Genomic DNA, 23,299 nt, shown 5'->3' on the forward strand with positions numbered 1-23,299 from the left:
ATATTTGTTATGAAAAGAGCTCCGATTGAATTTGATAAGCTTAGCCATGATATCTGGCTCATAGAGGGTAAGCTCAATGCTCGCTCTCTTTCTAAAGCAATGGAAGATGGCAAGCAATCAGCTAAAATTTGGAGCTCTTTTCAAGAGCATCTTATTCAAAGTGAAAGGGATACTCTTCTAAAGGAAAAAAATCCTCATTTACGACTCTACAGTGAGTTATACAGTCTTTTAGAATCTCCGGTTTCCGCTGATAAACAACGGAAGTTAGCCAAGTTGGTACAAAAACACTCTGTGTTTGTAGTCAATCAACTTCAGCATGATTCTGAACTTCGAATAAAGTTTCTTTTATCACTTCGGGATTGTTCGCATATAGCGTCTGAATATCGAATTCTACTCGAGCAAATTACAAAGACTCCGGCTCTTGCAAAGGATTTTGAAACGCTATTACTAGGTTATATGACTAATACGCCTTGCAACCCTCCTCTTCACATTCCTTACCACAACAAAGGCCTTCGTAGTTTCCTAGTTAACAGCTACGAGACCTACCCTACAATATCATTGATGTTGCTGAGGAATCCTGAAAACTTTAAAATTGAGTTTATCGCACGTACTGTGTTATCTCGAAACACTCTGCCCTCTGAATTCAAGGCCGAACTTAAATCTCTTAGATGGCAATTTAGGAATTTACTTAAGTTAATAATCGCCTCTGTCTCTACGACGCTAGGCGATTTAATGTTTAACACTCCTCCCATCACCTCAAAACTTCTAGATACCATTGTTACACATCCCGAGATTAACAAGCCTGCTCCTGCGCGAGTCCCTGTAAACTTTAATCAGTTTAAGACAATCTCTGCAGATCAACTCGAAAAAGTTGAAGGTGTTCTTACTAAGAGGCGTCCCTCTTCAGAAGACTTTCTTATTGAAGAGGACAGCGGTATTAGTCCGATTAAATCAGGACTTCCAGCTCGGCATTTGTTTGAAGCTTTTTACACTCCTGACAGTCATGTTAGGGAACAGAAACACCTAAGTACAGATGATGAGCCTGTAACTTACCAACCAACTTATTTCACTTCATAAATAGTTTTCATCGACATGATTAATAATTTTGCCTTTTATACTGTTCTTCTAACAGTACTCGTTGCTTTTGCTGCCGTTAGATTTAGCCTACATAAACAATTAAAAAAAATTCTCGATAAACTCAATACCAAAGAAGAACAACTTATCGAAATTCAAGAATCTTTTCATAGGCTTATTAAGCAACATGAAAAGGATATTCATGAACAGAGAGAACGTTTTGATAAACACCAATTAGATAGTTTAAAAGGTCTCCAAGAAACGATTTCGAAAAGTGTGTTTTCGATTCAGCAAAATATCACGCTCACTTTAAATCAAAACAGTGAACAATTAACGAAACAGGTACGTCATTTAACCCAAAATACTGATCAACATTTGAAAGATATCAGTGGTCAAGTTGAAAAGAGACTCGCCGAAGGATTTGATAAAACTACAGCAATTTTCAGTGATGTGATTAAACGCCTTGCGTTAATCGATCAAGCTCAAGCTAAATTAACAGAATTATCAAGCAGTATGGTGAGTTTACAAGAAGTATTATCTGATAAACGTTCGCGAGGAGCGTTTGGTGAAGTACAGTTGTCGCATTTGATTCATAATATGCTACCAGAGCAGCATTTTGCATTACAGTATACCCTTTCAAACGGGTGTCGAGTGGATGCGATGTTATTTTTGCCAAATCCGAGTGGACATATCGCTATCGATTCAAAATTTCCGCTGGAACGTTATAGAGAGTTGCAAAATACTGATTTAGCTTCTAGCGATCGAAAATTAATTGAGCAACAATTCCGCATCGATATTCGTCGTCATATTGATGATATCGCAGATAAATATATTATTGCTGGAGAAACAGCTGATGGGGCTGTGATGTTTATTCCAGCAGAAGCCGTTTTTGCAGAGATTCATGCCCATTATGCCGAGTTAATTGAATATGCGTATCAACGACGAATTTGGGTGGTCTCCCCTACTACGTTAATGGCAATTTTAACAACTGCAAGTGCCGTATTAAAAGATGACGCCACACGAAAGCAGGTTCATATTATTCAAGAGCATTTATCTAAATTGGGCGTTGATTTTGCTCGTTTTCAAAAACGTATGGATAATTTGTCGAGGCATATTACTCAGGCTCAACAAGATGTTGAAGATATCCATAAATCTTCGCGTAAAATCACTCAACGATTTTCTAAAATTGAAAATGTTGAGCTCGAACCTCACATCGACCCCGAGATACTTCCTGAAGACGACGAAATTTCTCTCCTCGAAGAAGAATCAACTGAATCGGTTTAAAATTCGTACAAATTCGTTGCGTTCCCAAACTCGGCGTTACAATCCGACTGTCTTTCCGCCGAAACAAAAAAAATTGAAGAATTAAAGAATTCTTAGGAGTTGGACTGGGCAAGATCTACCTTTTCAAGACCGCCGTAAATACATCAGTATAGTCTTCGTTCGGACATCCATGTCCTAAGCCTGGTTATTGCATAAACAATCTACTACGAAGCACAATAATACTGAATCTCCAGAAGATTTGAGAAAATTTGTTCGGTCACATAGAATCAACTATGCTCCCATCACAAATTTTCTCAAATCTTCTGTATCTTCAGCACTCTTGCGCTTCTCGTTACGATTAGTTTATGCAATAGCCAGGCTAGATCTTGAAAAGGTAGATCTTGCCCAGTCTTCTCAACTCCGTGCTAAATTCTCATTTCGCTGACTCTGGAAAGTTTTCTTAAAAAACCCGAACACACTCCATTAGCTTTGCTGGTGGCAATAAAATATAATTATCCTGAGTCGCGTAGGCGAAGAATCCAACTTTCTTGGAGGGAAATAAAGCGCAGCGAGGGGGACCCGAGCGAGCCATTCCCGGAAAGACAGTCGGATTCTCACGCCGACTAAAAGAACACAACGAATTTCTACGAAACGAAGATGTTCTTGAAATGGTTGTCTTGCCCAGTCCAACTCCTTAGGTTTTCTTTAACTCTTCAATATTTTTTGGTTAGGCAAGAAGTCGTCGGATTATGGCGCCGACTTTAAGAGCTCAAAAAAGTTTATTCTTGGGTGGCGTTATTGAAAAATTAGTAAGAAAAACGTGCGATAAGGCCAGAGCTGACCCAGTCGCGAAGAGATTCACCTGCAAACTGTGCAACATGGTCAACCTCCATGTGATCGCACAAGGCTTCACAAATCTCTGAAAAAGTTTTATTGGATTGAATCGCATCAATCATCACCTTATGATGCGAATTAACATGCAAATAATGAGACCGCTGATTAAAACGCCACACGAGCCAATATTGAGGCTCCTCAGAATGCACTTGCTCAGGTACTGGGAACTCATCAGGATTATTATTAAACAACGCCTGCCAAATCTCAGGCGTATTAAAATGCAGGGAAATCATCTGCATAGACGGATGAAACTCTAAACGCAAAGTCGCCCACGCTTCTGGTGGAATGGTGCCCAAATCTTCAACACAGAGCTGCGGGCCATCAGGCGCATCAATTACCTTTCCAAAGGGCCACTCAAACTTTGCCAACTCAACATATAATGGATCAGTATTGGGTCTATTCGACAAAAACAAAACCATATTCTTGCCATACGTTCGAACAGAAAAATTTGTTGAGGGGTACGCATCAATATACTCATGACACAAAGCATCAAATTTTTCTTTACCCAACAAATTTTTAAGCGCTGAAAACTCACGCTCTAAAATATCGATCAAACGCAAATAATATCCTTCTCGATATATTTCAACGCGTTCTTCTACAGAGATTTGAGGCGCGTTAACAATTTTATCTTTGATCTCAGCTTTTTTCTGATGAACATACGTTTGAAACTGCTCTTGTAATTCACGTAAACGACTCATGCTGCAGCCTCTTCACCAACAATATTTTGTTGATTTAAATCTTCACCCCACGCAGCAAAAGCGATTTTTTTCAACGTATTTAATTCTTCTATCAATTCTTCTAGGGGAGGAATGTTATCATCGCGTTCGATCATCGCAGAAACTTTTCCAAAACGCTTCGCAGCCACACTGTATAAATCCCACACATCTTGAATGATTGGATGATCGTGCGTATCAATAATGTGTGTTTTAAGATTTAAATGACCGGCCATATGGATCTGCTGGACTCGCTCAATGGGAATCGCATTTAGATATTCGATAGGATCAAAATTATGATTAAACGAAGAAACATAGACATTATTCACATCGAGTAACAATAAACAATCAGCTCTTTCAGCTGTTTCACGAATAAAATCTTGCTCACTCATACTCGTATCAGTGTAAGTGACATAACTGGAAGGATTTTCTAATAAAATTCGACGTCCTAAAAAATCTTGAACTTGCTTAATTCGATCTACGACATGATCTAATGCTTCTTCAGTATAAGGCAATGGCATCAAATCGTGTAAATTATTTCCATTCACACCTGTCCAACAAAAATGATCAGAAATCCAAGCGGGCTCTACTCTTTCAGCCAAGGTTTTTAGTTTGTTTAAATACTGAAAATCAATAGGATCACACGTGCCAATAGAAAGAGATACTCCGTGCATAACAATAGGGTAATGCTCGCGAATTTTGAATAAATAATGATGCTGATTGCCCCCATCAACCATGTAATCTTCAGAAATAATTTCAAACCAATTTATATCTGAGGGTAATGTTTCAAGAATTCTGTCGTAATGTTTAGGCCGAAGACCTAATCCAAAACCTAAATAATCATACCGTGGCATCAAAAAGCTCTCTTCCAAAAAAGCACTACCGGCTATGTTGCCATAACCGGTAGTCAACAAAGAAAATTACCGAAGTAATATCTTAGTGTTTGCAGCTATCGCCACCACAACTGTTGGTGCCTTTGCAAGATGCCACACCTTTACAAGCTGGAGCTGGAGCAGCTTTAACGCCACAACCACCAGCACCGCCGGTACCAGTGCTTGCACAACCTGCTGAAAACGCAACAGCAGCTGCAGCAGCAAGAACTAAACCAACTTTAGCGAAGTTATTCATAATCATAACCAAATCCCTCTTTTGTTAAATACAAAAAATGCTCATTGAAAGCTTCCAATATTGCATTTATTCAATGCTTGTCTCGGAGGTTCTTAACCTGAAAGACTAAATAACTCTCCGGTACAGGGTTATTTTTAGACTATTCTGATTAAAAAAGCAAGTTTTTGTTCGGCATCACCTACATTAAAGGTTCGGGATGCTTTGATTGCTCAAGCCCTTGTATACGTACTAGGCCAGCCTAAATTTGCTCGAACTGGCAAAATTTGAAGCTTTCTACTAAACTACAGATTCTGGATATTGCATGAATGATCGTCGCGAGAAGCACAAGAGTGCTGGATATACTGATGATTTGAGAAAATTTCTGCCGGGAGCATAGTTGACACTATGTGACCAAACAAATTTTCTCAAATCATCTGGAGATATAGTAATCTTGTGCTTCGCAGTAGATTATTTATGCAATATTCAGAATTTACTCTTTAGTCAAGGAAGACTTATGACGACTGAATCTGCACTGGAATGGCAATTTTCTGCTGAAACCCAATCTATTTTTGATCCACTTCTCGAATGCTTAGTCATCTTAACTAAACATTTTGATAATCCATATTCTCATGAGACTTTACGTGCTGGATTACCAACTGTTAATCAACAACTTACGCCTGAACTCGTTTTACGCGCTGCTGAAAGAGGTAAATTATCAGCAAAAATTATCAAAAAATCACTTGAATCGATGGATAAAGATTTACTACCCACCATCTTACTACTCAAAGAACAACGCGCTTGCGTATTAATGAATATCAACGAAGCTGGGATCGCTGAAATTATCCAACCCGAGTCCGGACAGGGTGTGACAGCCATATCATTAAAAGATCTTGAACAACAGTACAGCGGCTATGCAATTTTCATTAAACCACAGTATCGTTTTGACTCACGCGCTGAGGACCATAGCCCGGCTAAAACTGATCATTGGTTCTGGAATGTGGTCCGCGCGAGTTGGCCTGTGTATTCTGAAGTGATACTCGCTTCATTGCTTATCAATCTGTTCGCACTGGCAAGCCCATTATTCGTTCGTAATGTATACGACCGAGTAATACCAAATAAGGCTCTTGATACCCTCTGGGTGCTCGTAGTCGGGGTATTAATTGCTTTTATATTCGACTTTGTCCTTCGAAACGTTCGAGCCTATTTTATCGATCATCTTGCAAAATCAATTGACGTTAAATTATCGCGAACTATTTTCGAACGAATTTTAGGAATGGAATTGGCATCTAGACCTAAATCGGTTGGATCGTTAGCTCATTCTGTTCAGGCATTCGATGGATTTCGTGAGTTCGTAACTTCTGCTACAATAAGTACTCTGGTTGATTTACCATTTGTTCTTATCTTCTTGTGTGCTATTGGGCTCTTAGCGGGCAACTTGGTGTTAGTCCCTTTAATTGCTATACCCATTGTTTTGTCAATCAGTCTTGCCATCCAAATCCCTCTCTCCAAATTAATCAATGAATCATTTAAACATTCCGCTGAAAAACAAGCCGTATTAATTGAATCACTCTCATGCGCTGAAACAATTAAAGCCATGCGAGCAGAAAGTCCTATGCAACGACGATTTGAAGCGATGACCAAAGCATCCGCTTCGGTTACGAGTAAAACTAAATTCTTAGCGAATCTTGCCAGTAATTTTGCAGTTTTCGCACAAACATTGGCCTCAGTTTTATTAGTGATTGTCGGTGTTTACAAAATCATTGAAGGCGACATCACGATGGGCGCTCTACTCGCTTGTACTATTTTAAGTGCGCGAGCCTTATCACCCATTACTCAAATCGCTGCGCTAATTAATCGATATCAACAAGCCAAAACGGGATTTATTGCAGTAAATCATATGATGGAATCTCCCGTCGAACGACCTGCTGATGCCCATTTTATTCATAGGCCGCAATTAACCGGAAGTCTTGAATTTAATCATGTGACATTTCAATATCCTGCTGCTGCTCTAAAAGCACTAAAAAATATTTCATTTAAAATAAACCCTGGTGAGAGAGTTGGGATTATTGGTCGTACCGGTTCAGGTAAAACAACGATTGAAAAAATGCTAATGAAATTTTATCAACCCGACAACGGTAATATTCTTGTTGATGGAACTGAATTACACCAAATCGATCCCGCTGAATTACGTTATCATATTGGTTATGTTCCTCAAGATGTGGTTTTATTTCATGGCAGTATCAGAGACAATATTGTGATTGGCGCACCACATGTGGATGATGCTACTCTGCTTCGCGCAGCAAAATTAAGTGGTGTCTCGCAATTTGTAGAAGGACATCCAGAAGGATTTGATCGTGAAGTCGGTGAACGGGGTGAACGACTCTCAGGCGGACAACGTCAAGCGATTGCAATTGCCAGAGCGCTATTATTGGATCCACCTATTTTACTTTTTGACGAACCTAGCAATGGCTTAGATGATACCAATACTGCTCTATTGATTGAGCGATTAAAAGCCGTTTTGAAAAATAAAACCTTGATACTGATTACCCACAAAGCGTCACTGTTAAAATTAGTGGATAGACTCATTGTGATAGATGATAGTTATCTTTTGGCAGATGGGCCAAAAGAGCGTGTTTTAAAGCAACTTTCTGACGGTCAATTGAAGGTAAATTCTCATGACAATGCATCCCCAGCTTAAAGAATATTTCGATGAGCTAAAAGGACCGAATCGATTTGGTCATATCATCTTATGGTCGATATTGTTATTTTTCATCTGTTTTTTTACCTGGGCTTTTTTTGCAAAATTAGATGAAGTGACACATGGTGATGGAAAAGTCATTCCTTCTCAAAAAATTCAAATAATTCAAAATTTAGAAGGTGGAATTGTTAGAGATCTTGCTGTACATGAAGGTCAAATGGTTCAAAAAAATCAGATATTGATGGTTTTAGATGACATTCGATTTTCGGGTGGTTATAAAGAAAATCGCCTTAAAGAATTGGCTTTAACCGCAAAAATTGAACGTATTACTGCTCAAATGAATAATCAACTCTATACCCCCTCATCGGTTGTTGCAACTGAAGTACCTGATTTGGTGACTTCCGAACGAGAATTATATGATTCAAAGCGACGTGAGATGCAGAATTTAAACCATAATCTAGCGTTAATTCAGCGTCAAATCAATATGACAAAACCCTTGTTAAAAAGCGGTGCTGTGTCTCAAGTTGAAGTCCTACAATTAGAGCAACAAGCGAGTGAAACTGAATCAAAAATTTCGAGCGCTCAAAGCGCAGCCTTAGATGAATTAAATAAAGTAAAAACTGAATTGTCTCAAGTTAAGCAAAATGAAGTTGCGCTAAAAGATCGATTAGATCGTACAACAGTTCGGTCACCAGTCAAAGGCATCGTCAAGCAATTGCGTGTCAATACTATTGGTGGTGTTGTAAATCCAGGTATGGATCTAGTGGAAATTGTACCTTTGGATGATACATTATTAGTATCCGCCAAAGTGAAGCCCTCTGACATTGGTTTTATTCATCCTGGTCAAAGTGCTACGGTCAAAATCAGTGCCTATGATTATTCCATTTATGGTGGACTTAAAGGTAACGTTGAGTTAATAAGTGCTGATACAAAAATGGACAATAATACCAAGCCAAATGAAGAAGGCTATTATGAAATTTTGGTTCGAACACAAAAAAATCACTTAAGTAACGAAAAAAATCCTCTGCAAATTATTCCCGGTATGACCGCTCGAGTTGATATTCTAACAGGCAAAAAAACGGTATTATCCTACATGCTAAAGCCTATCCTCAAAGCCAAACATAGTGCTCTGCAGGAACGGTAAACTAAATCTAGGATTATTTCATCTGATCAGTAATTGCTCAGCTAAGAAAATCATCTGCATTCAGGATGTTATAAGATTTCCCTTGAATCCTTAACTGGGAGATGCTGTCATCTGTTCACTCAATCTTTCACGAAGCCGAGTAAGTCGCTGTTGAGCATTAAAATTTTGCACAGCCATGGTGATCGCTTTTTGTTGGCCAATAAGAACAACTAATTTTTTTCCGCGCGTTACAGCCGTATAAATAAGATTACGTTGTAACATCGTGTAATGTTGCATAGAAAGTGGAATGACTACCGCAGGATATTCAGATCCTTGGCTCTTATGAATGGTGGTTGCATAAGCCAATACAATTTCATCGAGCTCGTCATATCGGTAGGCCACTAACCGACCATCAAAATCAATAAGAATTTCTTGTTCATCTAATTTAAAATGAGTGATATATCCGATATCACCATTAAAAACTTCTTTTTCGTAATTATTCACTGTCTGCAACACTTTATCACCACAGGCAAAGGTCCATCCAAAACGTTCAATACGCGGCTGCCCTGATGGATTTAATCGTGCTTGTAAATCTACGTTGAGCCCTCTTACACCTAAATCTCCACGATGCATAGGCGTCAAAACCTGAATTTGGCGAATAGGATCAAATCCGAATCGCGAAGGAATGCGTTGCGTGACTATTGTTAGAAGTTTCGCGTGAATTTCAGCTGATGATTCAGCGAGAATGGTATAGAAATCCGTTTCTTTTCCTTCCAGATTTTCTATGGGCATTTCACCTTGATTAATTCGATGTGAATTTAAAATAATTCTGGAACTCGCTGCTTGACGAAAAATTTCTGTGAGCCTAACCACTTCTACCGTTTGTGATTGAATAATATCAGCCAACACACTGCCAGGTCCCACAGAGGGCAATTGATCCACATCACCCACTAAAATCAATGAGCATGTGGCCGGAATCGCTTTTATTAAATGATACATTAAAAGGATATCGATCATTGAAGCTTCATCGACAACCACTAAATCAGCTTCGAGTGGATTAATTGTTTCTCGCTTAAAATCGCGCGTTCCAGGATCGTATTCCAGTAAACGGTGAATTGTTTTTGCTTCTAATCCGGTGGCTTCACTCAAACGTTTTGCGGCACGACCTGTAGGTGCACACAATGCGACACTGGCACTTCGACTACGAACTAATTGCAAAATACTATTCACTATCGTTGTTTTACCAACACCAGGGCCACCGGTTATTACTGTAATTTTTGATCGAATCGCTGTAATGACGGCATGCCTCTGTGAATCTGACAAGACCGTTCCTGTACGACTCTCAACCCAAGGTAATGCACTTTCAACATCCATATCGTGCCATCGCGTTTTTTCGCATAATAACCGCTCAAAATGCAGACTGACGCCACACTCTGCTTGATAGAGATTGGGCAATATAAAAATAGTTTGATCATCTCCTATTGAACCTGGCTCTGAAATTTCTTCAGCGATTAAATTACCCGCCTGAACTTCCTGTGAAATAGCATTTTCAATTTGGTCTTCTGATAATTCTAACAATTTAATACTTTGCTGGATTAAATCTTTTTTTGAAGCAACACAATGGCCTTTAGCACAACACTCTTGTAATGCATGACGAACACCGGCTTGAGCTCTTAGCACTGAATCACGTGCTACTCCCATTTTTAATGCAAGTTCATCTGCTGTTTTGAACCCTATTCCAGGAATATCGAGTGCTAATCGATACGGATTTTCTTTGACTCTTAAAAGCGCTTGGTCGCCGTAGGTTTTATAGATGCGCATTGCACGAGCAGTTCCAAGGCCATGTGATTGCAGAAATACCATGATTTCTCGCACTCGCATCTGCTCATCCCATCCGGTCGTAATCATTTCTAGTTTTTTTGTTCCAATACCCGGTAATTCAAGTAATTTTTGAGGGGCTTTTTCGATGACTTGAAAAACATCTAATCCAAAAGATTCGATTAATAATTTTGCTGTGGAAGGACCAATTCCTTTAACGACACCTGAAGCTAAATATTTTTCCATACCTTCAACATGAGTAGGTGGGATAATTTTTAATTCGTCGGCTTTGAATTGTTGGCCGTAAGTACGATCATAAATCCACTCGCCACTACACTCGATGTATTCACCCGGCGTAACTACATGGGCATTACCAACAACCACTACCAATTCTTCTTGTGTTGGTACTTTGACTTTTAATACACAGAATCCATTGTCCGCATTATGAAAAGTTATTCGTTCTATACTGCCGTGTAAACTCGATGATTTCACTTTATCAGTCGATTCTGACATACGATAAAATCCTCAAATAGGGAAACCGTAGCAGATTATTCAATTATTTCAATACCGGGTAGGTAAGGGCGCAAAATTTCAGGTACTCGAATTCGCCCTCGATTATCCTGATAATTCTCCATGATCGCCACTAATGTTCGTCCTACCGCTAATCCTGAACCATTAATGGTATGAACATATTCAGTTTTCTGTGTTTCGGGATGTCGATATCGTGCTAGCATTCTTCTTGCATGAAAAGTCTCAAAATTACTGCAAGATGAGATTTCTCTGTACATTTTTTGACTTGGCAACCACACTTCTAAATCATAGGTTTTAGACGATGCAAAACCAAGATCGCCTGTGCATAATGCTACGACACGATACGGAAGCTCAAGTAATTGCAGTACTTTTTCTGCGTGGGCTGTTAATTCTTCTAAAGCTTGATAAGAATCTTCCGGCCGTACTATTTGAACTAATTCGACTTTTTCAAATTGGTGCTGTCTAATCATTCCGCGAGTATCTTTTCCGTAAGATCCTGCCTCACTTCTAAAACAAGGTGTTTGTGCAACCATTTTGATTGGCAGTTGATCATTCTCATAAATGGTATCTGCTGCTAAGTTAGTGAGTGGTACTTCGGCAGTAGGAATTAACGATAATTTTTGATCGCCATCAATATGAAATAATTCTTCTGAAAATTTTGGAAGTTGCCCTGTGCCGAAAAGACTTTCTTTTTTGACGAGATAGGGGACATACATTTCTAGATAGCCATGCTGTTGAGTGTGTAAATCCAGCATAAATTGAGCGAGAGCACGCTGCAGTCGAGCCAACTTGTTTGATAACACGACGAAACGAGCACCAGAGATTTTACCCGCACTGGCAAAATCCATTTGAGACATTCCTTCACCCAACTCAACGTGATCTTTAGGTATGAAATCAAAGGTCGGAATCTTGCCCCACTGACGAATTTCTTGATTATCTTTTTCTGTTTTCCCTACAGGTACTGAAACATGAGGAATGTTTGGAATATTCCAGTAAATAGAATTCAGTTCTTGTTGAAGTTCTTTTAAGTTTTCTTCGGAAGCTTTCAACTTATCTGATAACTCATTGACTATGGCCATATAAGGGGCACTATCTTCACCTTTTGCTTTGGCTTGTCCAATTAATTTGGATTGAGAATTACGTGTATGTTGCAATTCTTGCGTGGCTATCTCTAAGGTTTTTCGTTGCGATTCGAGCTGAGTGATGCGATCAACATCTAACGTCACACCACGCTGCAATAACGCTGCTGCTGTTTTTTCAATGTCGTTTCGCAATAATTTAGGATCTAGCATTTTATCTCACTTCTTCTAAGAATATATTAATCAACATTCACAGCCCATGAGACAATATGTCCTAATCTGAACATATCTTTAAAGTGCCGAATGACGCTGTCGACTTTTTCTACAGTATCAATAAATTCTATTATCAAAGGTAAATTGTTTGCTTCATAGGGTATTTCTTTGCTGTGAAGCACTTTTGATTTACCAAATCCACTATAACCGCGAATCACAGTTACCCCTGCAACCTTTGCATCATTATGTAAGTATTCCATCAGTAATGGTAATAGTTTATCGCCTTCAGTTATATAAACACGTGCATATTTCATCGCCGATTCCATAATTCCTCTCCTTGGATTAATTAGTCAAAACATCCACTCCTGCCGGTGGTTTGAAGTGAAATGTATTATTTGAAAACGTGGGGTTAATTTCCACTTTGGAAAACGTAAATTCACTTCGTTGCCCGATACGGGTATCCACTACCATTTTACTTAATTTATCGGCTTGAAAAAAAATGGTTACAGATTGAAACATATCATCTGCTGATTTTGCCGCTAAATGAAATCCAACACTGTTAGCATTATTTTCATTTTTAACGGTAAAGCGTTTTGGAATATCGACGACATTTCCACTTAAAAATAATGCGGGACTATTGCTATCTGTGGTGTCGACTTTTTGCTTAGTGGCTTGTTCTAAATCGACATCATAAATCCATAATAAACTGCCATCTGCAATAAGAATTTGCTCATTAGGTTTTTGAGTTTCCCATCGAAATTTTCCGGGACGTTGGATAGCCATGGTACCACTTGAACGATGAGGTGGAGTTCGTTCATCACTAAAGAGTGCTTGTTGAAAACTTGCACGCATTCCGTGAAAAGAATTTAATTTTTGTTGTAGTTCTTGTAATGGGTTGCTTGCATTAACAGTGAAATTAAAAATAAAACTCATCAACACAGTGAATATAACTCGAGCATAATTTTTCATCATTTAATCCTCTATTGGAGCAGCAATCAACACTTCACGTGCACCATTTTCAATGGGCCCAACAATTCCCGCTGCTTCCATCGATTCGACTAATCGAGCAGCTCGATTAAATCCTATTTTCAAGCGTCGTTGAATACCAGAAATTGAAGCTCGGCGAGATTCTAAAACAATTTGAACCGCTTGATCATACATGGGATCTTGTTCACCGTCATCAGTCTCAGATCCACCCGATTCACTGGCATCGCTTAGTCCACCTCCAGCAATCACATCTTCCAGATATTCGGCTTGCCCTCGTCGTTTAAGATCACTCACGACACGATGCACTTCTTCATCTGCCACAAAAGCGCCGTGCACGCGAACCGGTACTGCAGTTCCAGGTGGTAAATACAACATGTCACCATGACCTAATAATTGTTCTGCACCCGACTGATCTAAAATTGTTCGTGAATCAATTCTGGAAGAGACTTGAAATGCTATGCGAGTAGGAATGTTCGCTTTTATTAACCCGGTGATAACATCCACTGAAGGACGTTGAGTCGCTAAAATTAAATGTATTCCTGCAGCCCGTGCTTTTTGTGCTATACGTGTAATGAGCTCTTCAACTTTTTTACCCACAACCATCATCATATCGGCAAATTCATCTGCCAATACAACGATATAGGGTAATTCTTCTAAATAACCTGGTTTGTCTGTTGTAGAATTTGGCAACCAGAGTGGATCATAAATGGGTTCACCATCCGCAATGGCTTTCGCCACTTTTTGATTGTAACCCGCTAAATTTCTAACACCGAGTGACGCCATGAGACGATAGCGACGTTCCATTTCAGCGACACACCAACGCAATGCATTAGCCGCATCTTTCATATCCGTCACAACAGGAGTGAGTAAGTGAGGAATGCCATCGTATATTGATAATTCCAACATCTTGGGATCAATCATAATCATGCGTAATTCTTTAGGCGTTGCTTTGTACAACAAACTCAAAAGCATCGCATTTAATCCCACCGATTTTCCTGAACCAGTAGTACCTGCAACGAGCAAATGCGGCATTTTAGCTAAGTCTAATACCACCGCATGACCTGCAATATCTTTTCCGATGCCTAAGGCCAACGGAGATTTAGCTGCAGCATAGCGTTGCGATGCAAGAATTTCTCGTAAACGAACTGTTTCTCTCGATGCATTAGGTAATTCTAAACCTATCACAGATTTACCCGGAATCACTTCAACAATAAGTACACTTGTGACAGATAATGCGCGCGCTAAATCTTTGGCTAATCCTGTTATTTTACTGACTTTAGTACCTGCAGCGAGTTGCAATTCATAACGTGTTACAACGGGTCCAGGATGTACAGCGACCACTTTGACAATGACACCAAAATCTTGCAGCCGTAATTCAACTAAACGAGACATCTCTTCCAATTGTTGATTGCTATAGCCTTTGCGTTCTGTTTGATCAGGAGGATCTAATAATTCAAGAGGCGGCAATGTACCTGCTAATGCCGAATCGAAATGAACTTTCTCTGGTTTAGGTTTAGCCATAATACGAGGTTTTGATGGCGCAGCGACAGCTATTTCGTCCCAGGGAAGTTCGTCATCTTCCGTTGGAGCCGCTCTCACAATTTTAGGTTCAACAGTGATTATATCGGGCTGAATATCAATTTTGCTTGTTGATCGAATTTCCGGTTCACGTCGTATTTTAGATTTTCCCGGTGAACGTTGGGGAATTTCGGGTTCAAGCTCTTTTTTCAATGATTGAGAGTGTTCGCGGTGCGCTTGAAATCGCTCTGCAATCAGATCCCAAAGTGCCAGTGTTTTTTCTCCGATACGATCGGCAACCTGTAACCAGGATAATCCGGTTAGTAAGGTTACACCCACCAAAGTGATCGCTAATAAAGCTAATGAAGTTCCGGCACCATTCAAAATAGACACTAAATGCGCCGCAACGATATTGCCTAATACACCACCTGAGGTGAAGGGTACCCAATTGGGTGATCCATGAAAATGCAAACTCAAAAGGCCAGAGAATCCGCTAATCGCTAAAATGGCACCAAAAATTCGCAACCATAATAAGGGATAATGATACGGAAGATCGGATTGATGTTGCTCACTCCAAAACCACCAGGTGCCGAAAAAAAATGCCGCCGGTAATCCGTAAGCCATATAGCCTAATAAATACAACAATACATCCGCTACCCAGGCTCCTACAGCACCTTCAGCGTTCAAAATCTGATCGTTGCCACCTAGATTAGACCAACTGGGATCTGAAGAATGGTATGTTACTAACCCGATCATCACAAAAACAGCTATTGCCGAAATGATGATCAAAATTCCTTCGCGCAAGCGTTTATAAAAATGTTCAGCGAACAATTCGTCAGCTTCTTTTTTGCGCCCTGCTCTAGCCACTGTGGTTCCTTTATTCCTAAAACGCCTGATTATACGTCTTCATACTGCTAAAAAGAAGAGGGAAAAAAAGCAAAAAATGATTCGATCAAAATATGCTGTAGGCAATCACTGGATAAGGAAAAGCGATTGGTGGTCGATTGTAGAGATACTGAGGTGTTAGACTGGGCAAGATCACCCTTTTCAAGAACGCCGTAAATCCATCCCTGGAAGCTTCGGTCGAAACATCCTGTTTCTCACGATCTTGAAAAGGGTGATCTTGCCCAGTCCTGATACTCCGTGCCATTTTTATTTTTTTGACTCTAGATAACATTACGCAAAGCTAACCTATTATTAGTATTAGCCTCCATAATGAAAGACCTTTCTGGCTTAAAGAGTCAAGAGTCAGATCTTTCCTTGACTAATTTGTTATTATCCATGGATATTCTATTCCCAGTGCTCTAGGCATACTAGTCGATGATAAGGATTCTGCTATAAAAGACATTATAGCTAAAAAAATGTGTTCACTAATCATCAGTCAAAGCTCTAACCTCTACCCCAATTCCCTAATGATTTTGGTGGCATAATTTAGAGATGTTGTATAATTAAGTGTGTAGATATATTGGCGCTTACCTTCTTGGGTATTTATGAGGTGAGCAAGTGCGAGTTAAAAGTCTAGGCATGATGTAGTCTTGATAATTAGATTTTTGAGAATTCACAATGCCTGTATTTGACTACTATATCTTTCACTTGCGTGACTCACTGAACTGAACTTAAGTTACATATTTAATTGGGGGATAAAAAATGGATATGAAAGAATTTCTGAAATGTATACACACCCCAGACTATATGGCTAAGAAATACTTTTTTGACGACAAATATTGCATGGCCTATTCAAAAGAATCATGTTCTGGAGAAATTGTTCAATCACATAGAATAAGTAAAATGTACTTAAAATCTGTTGCGGAAAATGGCAGAGTATATCTTCCTAAATACTCAAGTAATCAGAGTAACAATTTGATTGAATTTCAGCTTAAACATATTCACAGTGCAACAACTATGCCTGGTTTTTGTCAATATCACGATAATAGATTGTTCAGCTCTTTTGAGAAAGAACCATTTCAGGGATTATATAATCAAATATATGATATTACATTTCGTTCATTATGCAGAGAATATTTTTTGAAGAAATGTTTGCATCAATTTTTTATTAAAGTAAGCGATGGAGATCTAAAAAGTCTCGATAGAACAGGGTATACGAAATCAAGTTATTTTAAGGAGCATCAAAAACATCTTATTCAAGAGATGAAAGATCATAAGTTTCTCTATAATCAAATTATGAAGGTCAAAAGTGGCGGACTAAGTTATCTTTTAATCAAATTAGAAAGGCTTCCAATACTAGCTACTGGTGTCTACTTTCCGTTAATAAATCCTATCGGGCAGGCCGTTCAAAATATAAGGCGAAAGCAACTTGGATTCATATATAATGCGATCACACTGAAGAATGAGTCATACATATTAATTGCTACAGTTAATACCTTACATAATAACATTCACAGTGAATACTTAAAATCACTCAAGTCAATGCCGATTGAGAAGTTAACAAACTATTTTATTAATATTTTTTTCTTCAATAACGACAATATCGTAATTGAGCCACCCTGGTTTAATCAATTAGATCAAGAATTCAAGAATAGCCTTGTCAAAATGCTAAATTTACAAGTTGGACATTATAGCGATATTAGCTTACAAGAAAATCTTGATTTTGGTATGGCTGTTGCTTTCAATAATATTAAAGTTATAACTAAGATTGAATAAGGTCTCGTCTATTCATTCCTAATTTTTAGATTTTTATATTAGAATGTGGCAAGGAAGACTATCTTAGGGGATTAAGAACCATTTGATTTAAGAGCACAAATCAATCTGAAGATTTGAAGTGGTCTTGAAATTCTCTCCAGAGCTAAATAAACAAAAGCAAACACGGATTATGAAGGCTGGGCAAGATCACCCTTTTCAAGATCGTGAGAAACAGGATGTTTCGACCGAAGCCTACAGGGCGTACTACCTATTTTGGACAATTGCCCTGCTGCCTACAGCGGAAAACTCTAGCTATTGATATGTCAAACCTTTATAGGGTATACTTAAAAGCAGGTATCTTTTATTATAATTTAGTTTAGTGAGGGAATATCAAGTGAAAAAGAACCGCTTATTTGGCTTATTCATGACTGGTAAGAGATCTGCTCACAATCTTGTCGAAACCCCACTCGCAACTGCACAACCTGAGTCGTTAGCAAACCGTCTATATTTAGAAAAACATAGCTCCTCGTTTATTATCAACCTCATGCAGGATGATCTTAAGTCACAGCAATATTATAAAGAATATTTAGTTTCTTATCACCGTACCTTAGGTTATTTAAAACAAAAAGATTACAAAAACGCCCGAATCACTGCAGACGACGCCTACTCAAACTTAGCTAGGGTGGATGTTTTACCAGCAGCCCTTGGCAAAGATTTTTACAGAATAACAGAAATTTCAAGCCTGATTAATGAAAATTTACCAAAAAATAAGTATTGATTATTATTCACCGTAAATAGCGAGAAAATTATCATGAGGACACGAAGTATCGTGGAGTTTTTTACACGAATGTCATCAACTCTTGAGCACAGAAATAATAGCGTTAAACCACACACTACATTAGAGACTTTAATTTGGTTACCTTCTAAAAAAATATTTGATGATGTGACAGAGCAAGTTACTAGCCGAGAGGTATTATCTACAACAGAAGCCAAGAGACTGTATGCTCAGCGTGTTAGAGGCGTAGGCCCATTAATAGATCCTTTAGGACACAGTGCCGGAAGGCTTTTAATAGATTGCAGTAATCCTCGTATCAATGAAGAACTCAGAGAACGAATTCGTGAACTAGCGATTATTAATAAGATAGTGAGCCTCAAAAACTCCCTTGAAATTAAAGGGTTAGAATGTTATTTGAGCTTATATCCAGATCATGACAAACCTCTCCTTGGTAAATTCTCTGAACTAGAGGCAGAAGAATGGCGTGGGCGCACGAGTACTGATGATTACATCCTTGATAGAGGGAAGGCGGCGTTAAGTCGCAATTTCTTTCGTTATAAATACCCCGCATTTAATAATAATTTCCAAGCTGACGTGTCGAATTATGGTAAACCCGATTTTGTTCAACAATTCGCGGGTGACTTAGATTTCCTGAAGATTGTTGAGCAATGTTTTGAGATGATGATACCTGTTCTAAAAAACAATGTAATAGTTCTCGAAACAGCCTTACCCTCAGCCGCCTACTTCGCAAAAGCCATGCTCGATGAACATAAGCTTATAACAAAAATGATAAGTGTTGAAAACACGCCATTTCTAGAATTAGACAAAGAACAAGAACTTATTCATGTTTGTACCACTGCAGTTTTAATTTTATTTAAAGTGGGAATGGGTCAAGACCGATACTATGATTTCGTTAAACGGGTTTATAAGGATCATCCAGAGTTAAGTCATGGCTTTCCCATCACTGATTTTTGTTATGAATTTTTTAAATCACTGTCACTACAACCAAGCTATCAGAATATTGAAATAAGTATTCAAGAAGATGATTTAAGTAATTTGCGCAACAAGTTTTAAATCAAGAAGACTACCTGGCAATGTCATTTTCTTAATAATTGAAAGAATGGTAAAACAAAACTGGTGAGAACGTTCGCGGGTTTTACTGGTTAAGATTTCGGCGCTAATCGATTTCTCTACATTAGACCTGCCCTACTCTTCATGTTAAACTTATCACCTGCAAAAAATAGGGTACTACTATGCCAATACAGCATCATCGATTAATAATTTTAGGTTCAGGACCGGCCGGATACACCGCGGCTATTTACGCTGCCCGTGCCAATTTAAACCCTGTCATGATTTCGGGTATGGAACCCGGCGGTCAGCTAACGCGGACTACAGATGTCGATAATTGGCCAGGCGATGTGGAAGGTTTGCAAGGGCCTGCTTTGATGGACCGCATGCTTAAACATGCTGAACGATTCAACACCCAGGTCATTCGCGATCATATTGTGAGCTGTAATCTATCCCAACGTCCTTTTTTACTGGTAGGCGATACTGGCGTGGAGTACAGCTGTGATGCATTAATTATTGCCACTGGCGCCTCAGCTCAATATTTGGGGATACCCTCTGAAACTGCTTTCATGGGGCGTGGTGTTTCTGCCTGTGCAACGTGTGATGGTTTTTTCTACCGTAACTTACCCGTTGCTGTAGTGGGTGGAGGAAATACCGCTGTCGAAGAAGCCCTGTATTTATCCAATATTGCAAGCAAAGTGACTGTGATACATCGACGCGATAAATTCAAAGCAGAAAAAATTCTGATCGATCACTTAATGCAAAAAGTAGAATCAGGGAAAGTTGAAATTGCCTGGAATCATACGCTGGATGAAGTTTTAGGCGACGATAAAGGCGTTAATGCGCTGCGCATCAAACAAGTTGATTCTACGAATACACAGAAAATTGATGTTCAAGGTGTCTTTATTGCGATTGGCCATCGACCTAATACTGAGATTTTTGCAGGGCAATTAGAGATGAATAATGGCTACATTCGAGTTAACACTGGCCAATCTGGAAACGCCACTGAAACTAATGTTTCAGGGGTTTTTGCTGCAGGTGATGTCTCTGATCATATTTATCGTCAAGCGATCACTTCTGCCGGCACGGGGTGCATGGCAGCACTAGATGCTGAAAAATATCTCGATGCGCTTAAATGATGAGCATTTGATTGTATTTCTCGGGTATTTAAGGCAAAATCAACGATTTGATTACAAATAGTAGGATTTACATGCCAAAAGATGATCATATAGAAATGGAAGGGGTTGTTACTGACTCCCTGCCCAACACCACGTTTCGCGTGAAACTCGAGAATGGTCACACTGTTATCGCCCATATTTCTGGTCGAATGCGTAAAAATTATATTCGAATTCTTACGGGAGATTTAGTGAGAGTCGAATTAACGCCTTATGATTTGACGAAAGGTCGAATTACCTACCGTAGTACAGAAAAAAGAAAGCCTGGGGCGATACCACCCGCAGAAACAACTACAGATGAACCACAAACAGATGCGGACAAAAAGTAATGTCCTGCATCTATTGTTTTTGAGTCGCTAATCTACTCGTTACTAGCTCTCTAATTTTATAAACAATTTTGTCATTTTCGATTGTGACAAATACATTTCCACCCTCAACAAGGCGTCCAAAAATTAATTCATCAGCTAATGGCTTTTTAATTTGCTCTTGAATTAATCTTGCCATTGGTCGTGCACCCATTTTTCGATCATAGCCATGTATTGCTAACCATTCACGCGCCGTAGAATCTACTTCAATCACAACGTTTCGTGCAGCGAGCTGAACTTCGAGTTCTGTTAAGAATTTATCTACCACTCGACTTAATATCGCAGGATCAAGATGTCGGAATTGAATAACAGCGTCTAATCGATTTCTAAATTCAGGTGCAAACATACGTTTAATTGCATCACTGCCATCTATTGTGACATCAGCATCTAAAAATCCCATTGATGAGCGTTCTAATAAATCTGCTCCGGCATTTGTTGTCATCACAATAATAACATGTCGAAAATCAGCTACCCGTCCATTATTATCAGTTAATGTTCCGTGATCCATTACTTGCAAGAGAATATTGAAAATATCGGTATGCGCTTTTTCAATTTCATCCAAGAGTAATACGGCATGAGGATGTTTTGTAATTGCTTCAGTGAGTAAACCACCTTCTTCGTATCCAACATAACCTGGAGGTGAACCAATTAATCGGGAAACACTGTGCCTTTCCATATATTCTGACATGTCGAACCGAACAAGCTCTACCCCTAAAGTAGTTGCTAATTGTCGAGTCACTTCCGTTTTACCAACACCGGTTGGTCCAGCAAATAAGAATGATCCTACTGGTTTTTGTGGTTCACGTAATCCAGAACGTGATAGTTTTATTGCAGTTGCAAGTGATTCGATGGCATGGTCTTGTCCAAAAACGAGCATTTTTAAATCGCGTTCTAAGTTTTGCAACACTTCTTTATCAGTAGCAGTAACATTACGAGATGGAATTCGTGCTATTTTAGCAACCATTTCTTCTATCTCACGCTTTCCAATAGTGCGTTTACGTTTATTCACTGGTTGTAGTCGTTGAAATGCACCGGCTTCATCTACAACGTCAATTGCTTTATCAGGTAAATGACGTTCATTAATGTATCGATCTGATAATTCTGCTGCAGCACGTAAACCTTCTTTTGTATATTTCACTCCGTGATAACTTTCGAAGCGCGTTTTCAATCCCTGCAGTATTTGATAGGTATCTTCTACGCTAGGTTCACTAATATCAATTTTTTGAAATCGTCGTGTCAATGCACGGTCTTTTTCAAAAATAGTGCGATATTCTTGGAATGTTGTTGATCCCATGCAACGTAATTCGCCACTACTTAATAATGGTTTTAATAAGTTTGATGCATCCATGGTTCCACCTGATGCAGCACCTGCACCAATAATGGTGTGAATTTCATCGATGAAAACAATGACACCCGGAATAGATTTTAGCTCTTTTAGTACAGATTTAAATCGTTTTTCAAAGTCGCCACGGTATTTTGTTCCAGCGAGCAATACACCTAAGTCGAGTGAGTAAATGACAGCATTGAGCATCGGTTCTGGAACTTTTTTATTTACGATTCTCGTTGCGAGTCCTTCAGCAATTGCTGTTTTTCCCACACCTGCTTCACCAACAAATAATGGATTATTTTTTCGTCTTCTGCATAGAACTTGAATAGTTCTGTCAATTTCATCTTGTCGACCAATGAGAGGGTCGATTTTTCCAAGCATAGCTTGATCGTTTAGATTGACGGTATAACGTTCGAGTAAACTTTCTTGGAAGTTTTGGTCTCCACCCATTCCCATGTCGACTGAATGTTCGAGGTGTGTTGCTCCACCCATGTGTTGTATTTTTGATATTCCGTGTGAAATATAATTAATAACGTCTAAGCGACTCACTTTTTCTTGTGATAAAAAGTAAACGGCTTGGCTTTCTTGTTCACCAAATATTGCAGCGAGTACATTTGCTCCACTGACTTCTGCCTGACCAGATGATTGAACCTGAAATATTGCGCGTTGTAATACGCGTTGAAATCCGAGTGTTGGTTGGATATCTTTATCGTTACCAGGTGGTAATAATGGTGTCGTTTCGTCTATAAATATACCAACTCCAGCACGAAGTCTATCTACGTTTGCGTTGCATGCAACGAGTACTTCTAGAGCTTCAGGGTTGTCGAGAAGTTCGTAAAATAAATGTTCAACTGTCATGAATTCGTGTCGCTTCGCACGTGCTCGTGAGAAGGCTGAATTCAATGTCACTTCCAATGCTTTGCTAAACATG

General features: G+C 39.1%; 18 protein-coding genes. 9 read left to right on the forward strand and 9 right to left on the reverse strand.

The window, feature by feature from the left end:
- Positions 1-9: 9 nt before the first annotated feature.
- Both K2X50_06535 and rmuC read left to right on the forward strand, forming a co-directional pair.
- Positions 10-1,077: a hypothetical protein gene (locus K2X50_06535; protein ID MBX9586899.1), complete on the forward strand. Its 1,068-nt coding sequence runs from the start codon at positions 10-12 to the stop codon at positions 1,075-1,077.
- A gap of 15 nt (positions 1,078-1,092) precedes the next feature.
- The gene (rmuC, locus tag K2X50_06540; GenBank protein MBX9586900.1) at positions 1,093-2,358 is read left to right on the forward strand and encodes a DNA recombination protein RmuC; all 1,266 of its coding nucleotides are present in this window, start codon (positions 1,093-1,095) and stop codon (positions 2,356-2,358) included.
- Between the two features lie 785 nt (positions 2,359-3,143).
- On the opposite strand, the gene K2X50_06545 is transcribed toward rmuC, so the two are convergent.
- The 3 genes from K2X50_06545 to K2X50_06555 form a co-directional block, all read right to left on the reverse strand.
- A complete protein-coding gene (locus K2X50_06545; GenBank protein ID MBX9586901.1) occupies positions 3,144-3,929 on the reverse strand; it encodes a DNA-binding domain-containing protein in 786 nt (261 codons plus the stop codon).
- A complete protein-coding gene (locus K2X50_06550; GenBank protein MBX9586902.1) occupies positions 3,926-4,798 on the reverse strand; it encodes a DUF692 domain-containing protein in 873 nt (290 codons plus the stop codon). The genes K2X50_06545 and K2X50_06550 overlap by 4 nt, the downstream gene beginning before the upstream one ends.
- Before the next feature lie 82 nt (positions 4,799-4,880).
- Entirely contained in the window at positions 4,881-5,078 is a 198-nt protein-coding gene (locus K2X50_06555; protein MBX9586903.1) for a hypothetical protein, read from the reverse strand.
- A gap of 487 nt (positions 5,079-5,565) precedes the next feature.
- Here K2X50_06555 and K2X50_06560 point away from each other — a divergent pair, with 487 nt between their 5' ends.
- Together K2X50_06560 and K2X50_06565 are read left to right on the forward strand one after the other, a co-directional pair.
- On the forward strand, positions 5,566-7,749 hold the full coding sequence (locus K2X50_06560; protein ID MBX9586904.1) for a type I secretion system permease/ATPase: 2,184 nt from the start codon (positions 5,566-5,568) through the stop codon (positions 7,747-7,749).
- The gene (locus tag K2X50_06565; GenBank protein MBX9586905.1) at positions 7,733-8,893 is read left to right on the forward strand and encodes an HlyD family type I secretion periplasmic adaptor subunit; all 1,161 of its coding nucleotides are present in this window, start codon (positions 7,733-7,735) and stop codon (positions 8,891-8,893) included. Before K2X50_06560 ends, K2X50_06565 begins: the two co-directional genes overlap by 17 nt.
- 90 nt (positions 8,894-8,983) lie before the next feature.
- Here K2X50_06565 and K2X50_06570 read toward each other — a convergent pair whose 3' ends face one another.
- The 5 genes from K2X50_06570 to K2X50_06590 are packed head-to-tail and all read right to left on the reverse strand — an operon-like array spanning position 8,984 to position 15,885.
- Entirely contained in the window at positions 8,984-11,203 is a 2,220-nt protein-coding gene (locus tag K2X50_06570) for an ATP-dependent RecD-like DNA helicase (protein ID MBX9586906.1), read from the reverse strand.
- 35 nt (positions 11,204-11,238) lie between these two features.
- The gene (serS, locus tag K2X50_06575; GenBank protein ID MBX9586907.1) at positions 11,239-12,513 is read right to left on the reverse strand and encodes a serine--tRNA ligase; all 1,275 of its coding nucleotides are present in this window, start codon (positions 12,511-12,513) and stop codon (positions 11,239-11,241) included.
- Between the two features lie 26 nt (positions 12,514-12,539).
- On the reverse strand, positions 12,540-12,839 hold the full coding sequence (locus K2X50_06580) for a DUF190 domain-containing protein (GenBank protein ID MBX9586908.1): 300 nt from the start codon (positions 12,837-12,839) through the stop codon (positions 12,540-12,542).
- Positions 12,840-12,855: 16 nt separating this feature from the next.
- Entirely contained in the window at positions 12,856-13,485 is a 630-nt protein-coding gene (gene lolA, locus K2X50_06585; GenBank protein ID MBX9586909.1) for an outer membrane lipoprotein chaperone LolA, read from the reverse strand.
- Positions 13,486-15,885 carry a DNA translocase FtsK 4TM domain-containing protein gene (locus K2X50_06590; GenBank protein ID MBX9586910.1) on the reverse strand — a complete coding sequence of 800 codons (2,400 nt, stop codon included), beginning with the start codon at positions 15,883-15,885 and terminating at the stop codon, positions 13,486-13,488.
- 780 nt (positions 15,886-16,665) lie between these two features.
- On the opposite strand from K2X50_06590, the gene K2X50_06595 reads away from it, so the two are divergent.
- The 5 genes from K2X50_06595 (at position 16,666) to infA (ending at position 21,005) form a co-directional block, all read left to right on the forward strand.
- The gene (locus K2X50_06595) at positions 16,666-17,679 is read left to right on the forward strand and encodes a hypothetical protein (protein ID MBX9586911.1); all 1,014 of its coding nucleotides are present in this window, start codon (positions 16,666-16,668) and stop codon (positions 17,677-17,679) included.
- 373 nt (positions 17,680-18,052) lie between these two features.
- Positions 18,053-18,436, forward strand: coding sequence for a hypothetical protein (locus tag K2X50_06600; GenBank protein MBX9586912.1), 384 nt, complete (start codon positions 18,053-18,055; stop codon positions 18,434-18,436).
- A gap of 33 nt (positions 18,437-18,469) precedes the next feature.
- Positions 18,470-19,507, forward strand: a complete 1,038-nt coding sequence (locus tag K2X50_06605) for a hypothetical protein (protein ID MBX9586913.1) — start codon at positions 18,470-18,472, stop codon at positions 19,505-19,507.
- A 179-nt stretch (positions 19,508-19,686) separates the two neighbouring features.
- Positions 19,687-20,640, forward strand: a complete 954-nt coding sequence (trxB, locus tag K2X50_06610) for a thioredoxin-disulfide reductase (GenBank protein ID MBX9586914.1) — start codon at positions 19,687-19,689, stop codon at positions 20,638-20,640.
- A gap of 71 nt (positions 20,641-20,711) precedes the next feature.
- Positions 20,712-21,005 carry a translation initiation factor IF-1 gene (gene infA / locus K2X50_06615; GenBank protein ID MBX9586915.1) on the forward strand — a complete coding sequence of 98 codons (294 nt, stop codon included), beginning with the start codon at positions 20,712-20,714 and terminating at the stop codon, positions 21,003-21,005.
- A 10-nt stretch (positions 21,006-21,015) separates the two neighbouring features.
- Here infA and clpA read toward each other — a convergent pair whose 3' ends face one another.
- Positions 21,016-23,298 carry an ATP-dependent Clp protease ATP-binding subunit ClpA gene (clpA, locus tag K2X50_06620; GenBank protein MBX9586916.1) on the reverse strand — a complete coding sequence of 761 codons (2,283 nt, stop codon included), beginning with the start codon at positions 23,296-23,298 and terminating at the stop codon, positions 21,016-21,018.
- Between the last annotated feature and the right edge of the window lies 1 nt (position 23,299).

The sequence above is a fragment of the Gammaproteobacteria bacterium genome (genome assembly GCA_019748175.1).
Classification (GTDB): Bacteria; Pseudomonadota; Gammaproteobacteria; order JAIEPX01; family JAIEPX01; genus JAIEPX01.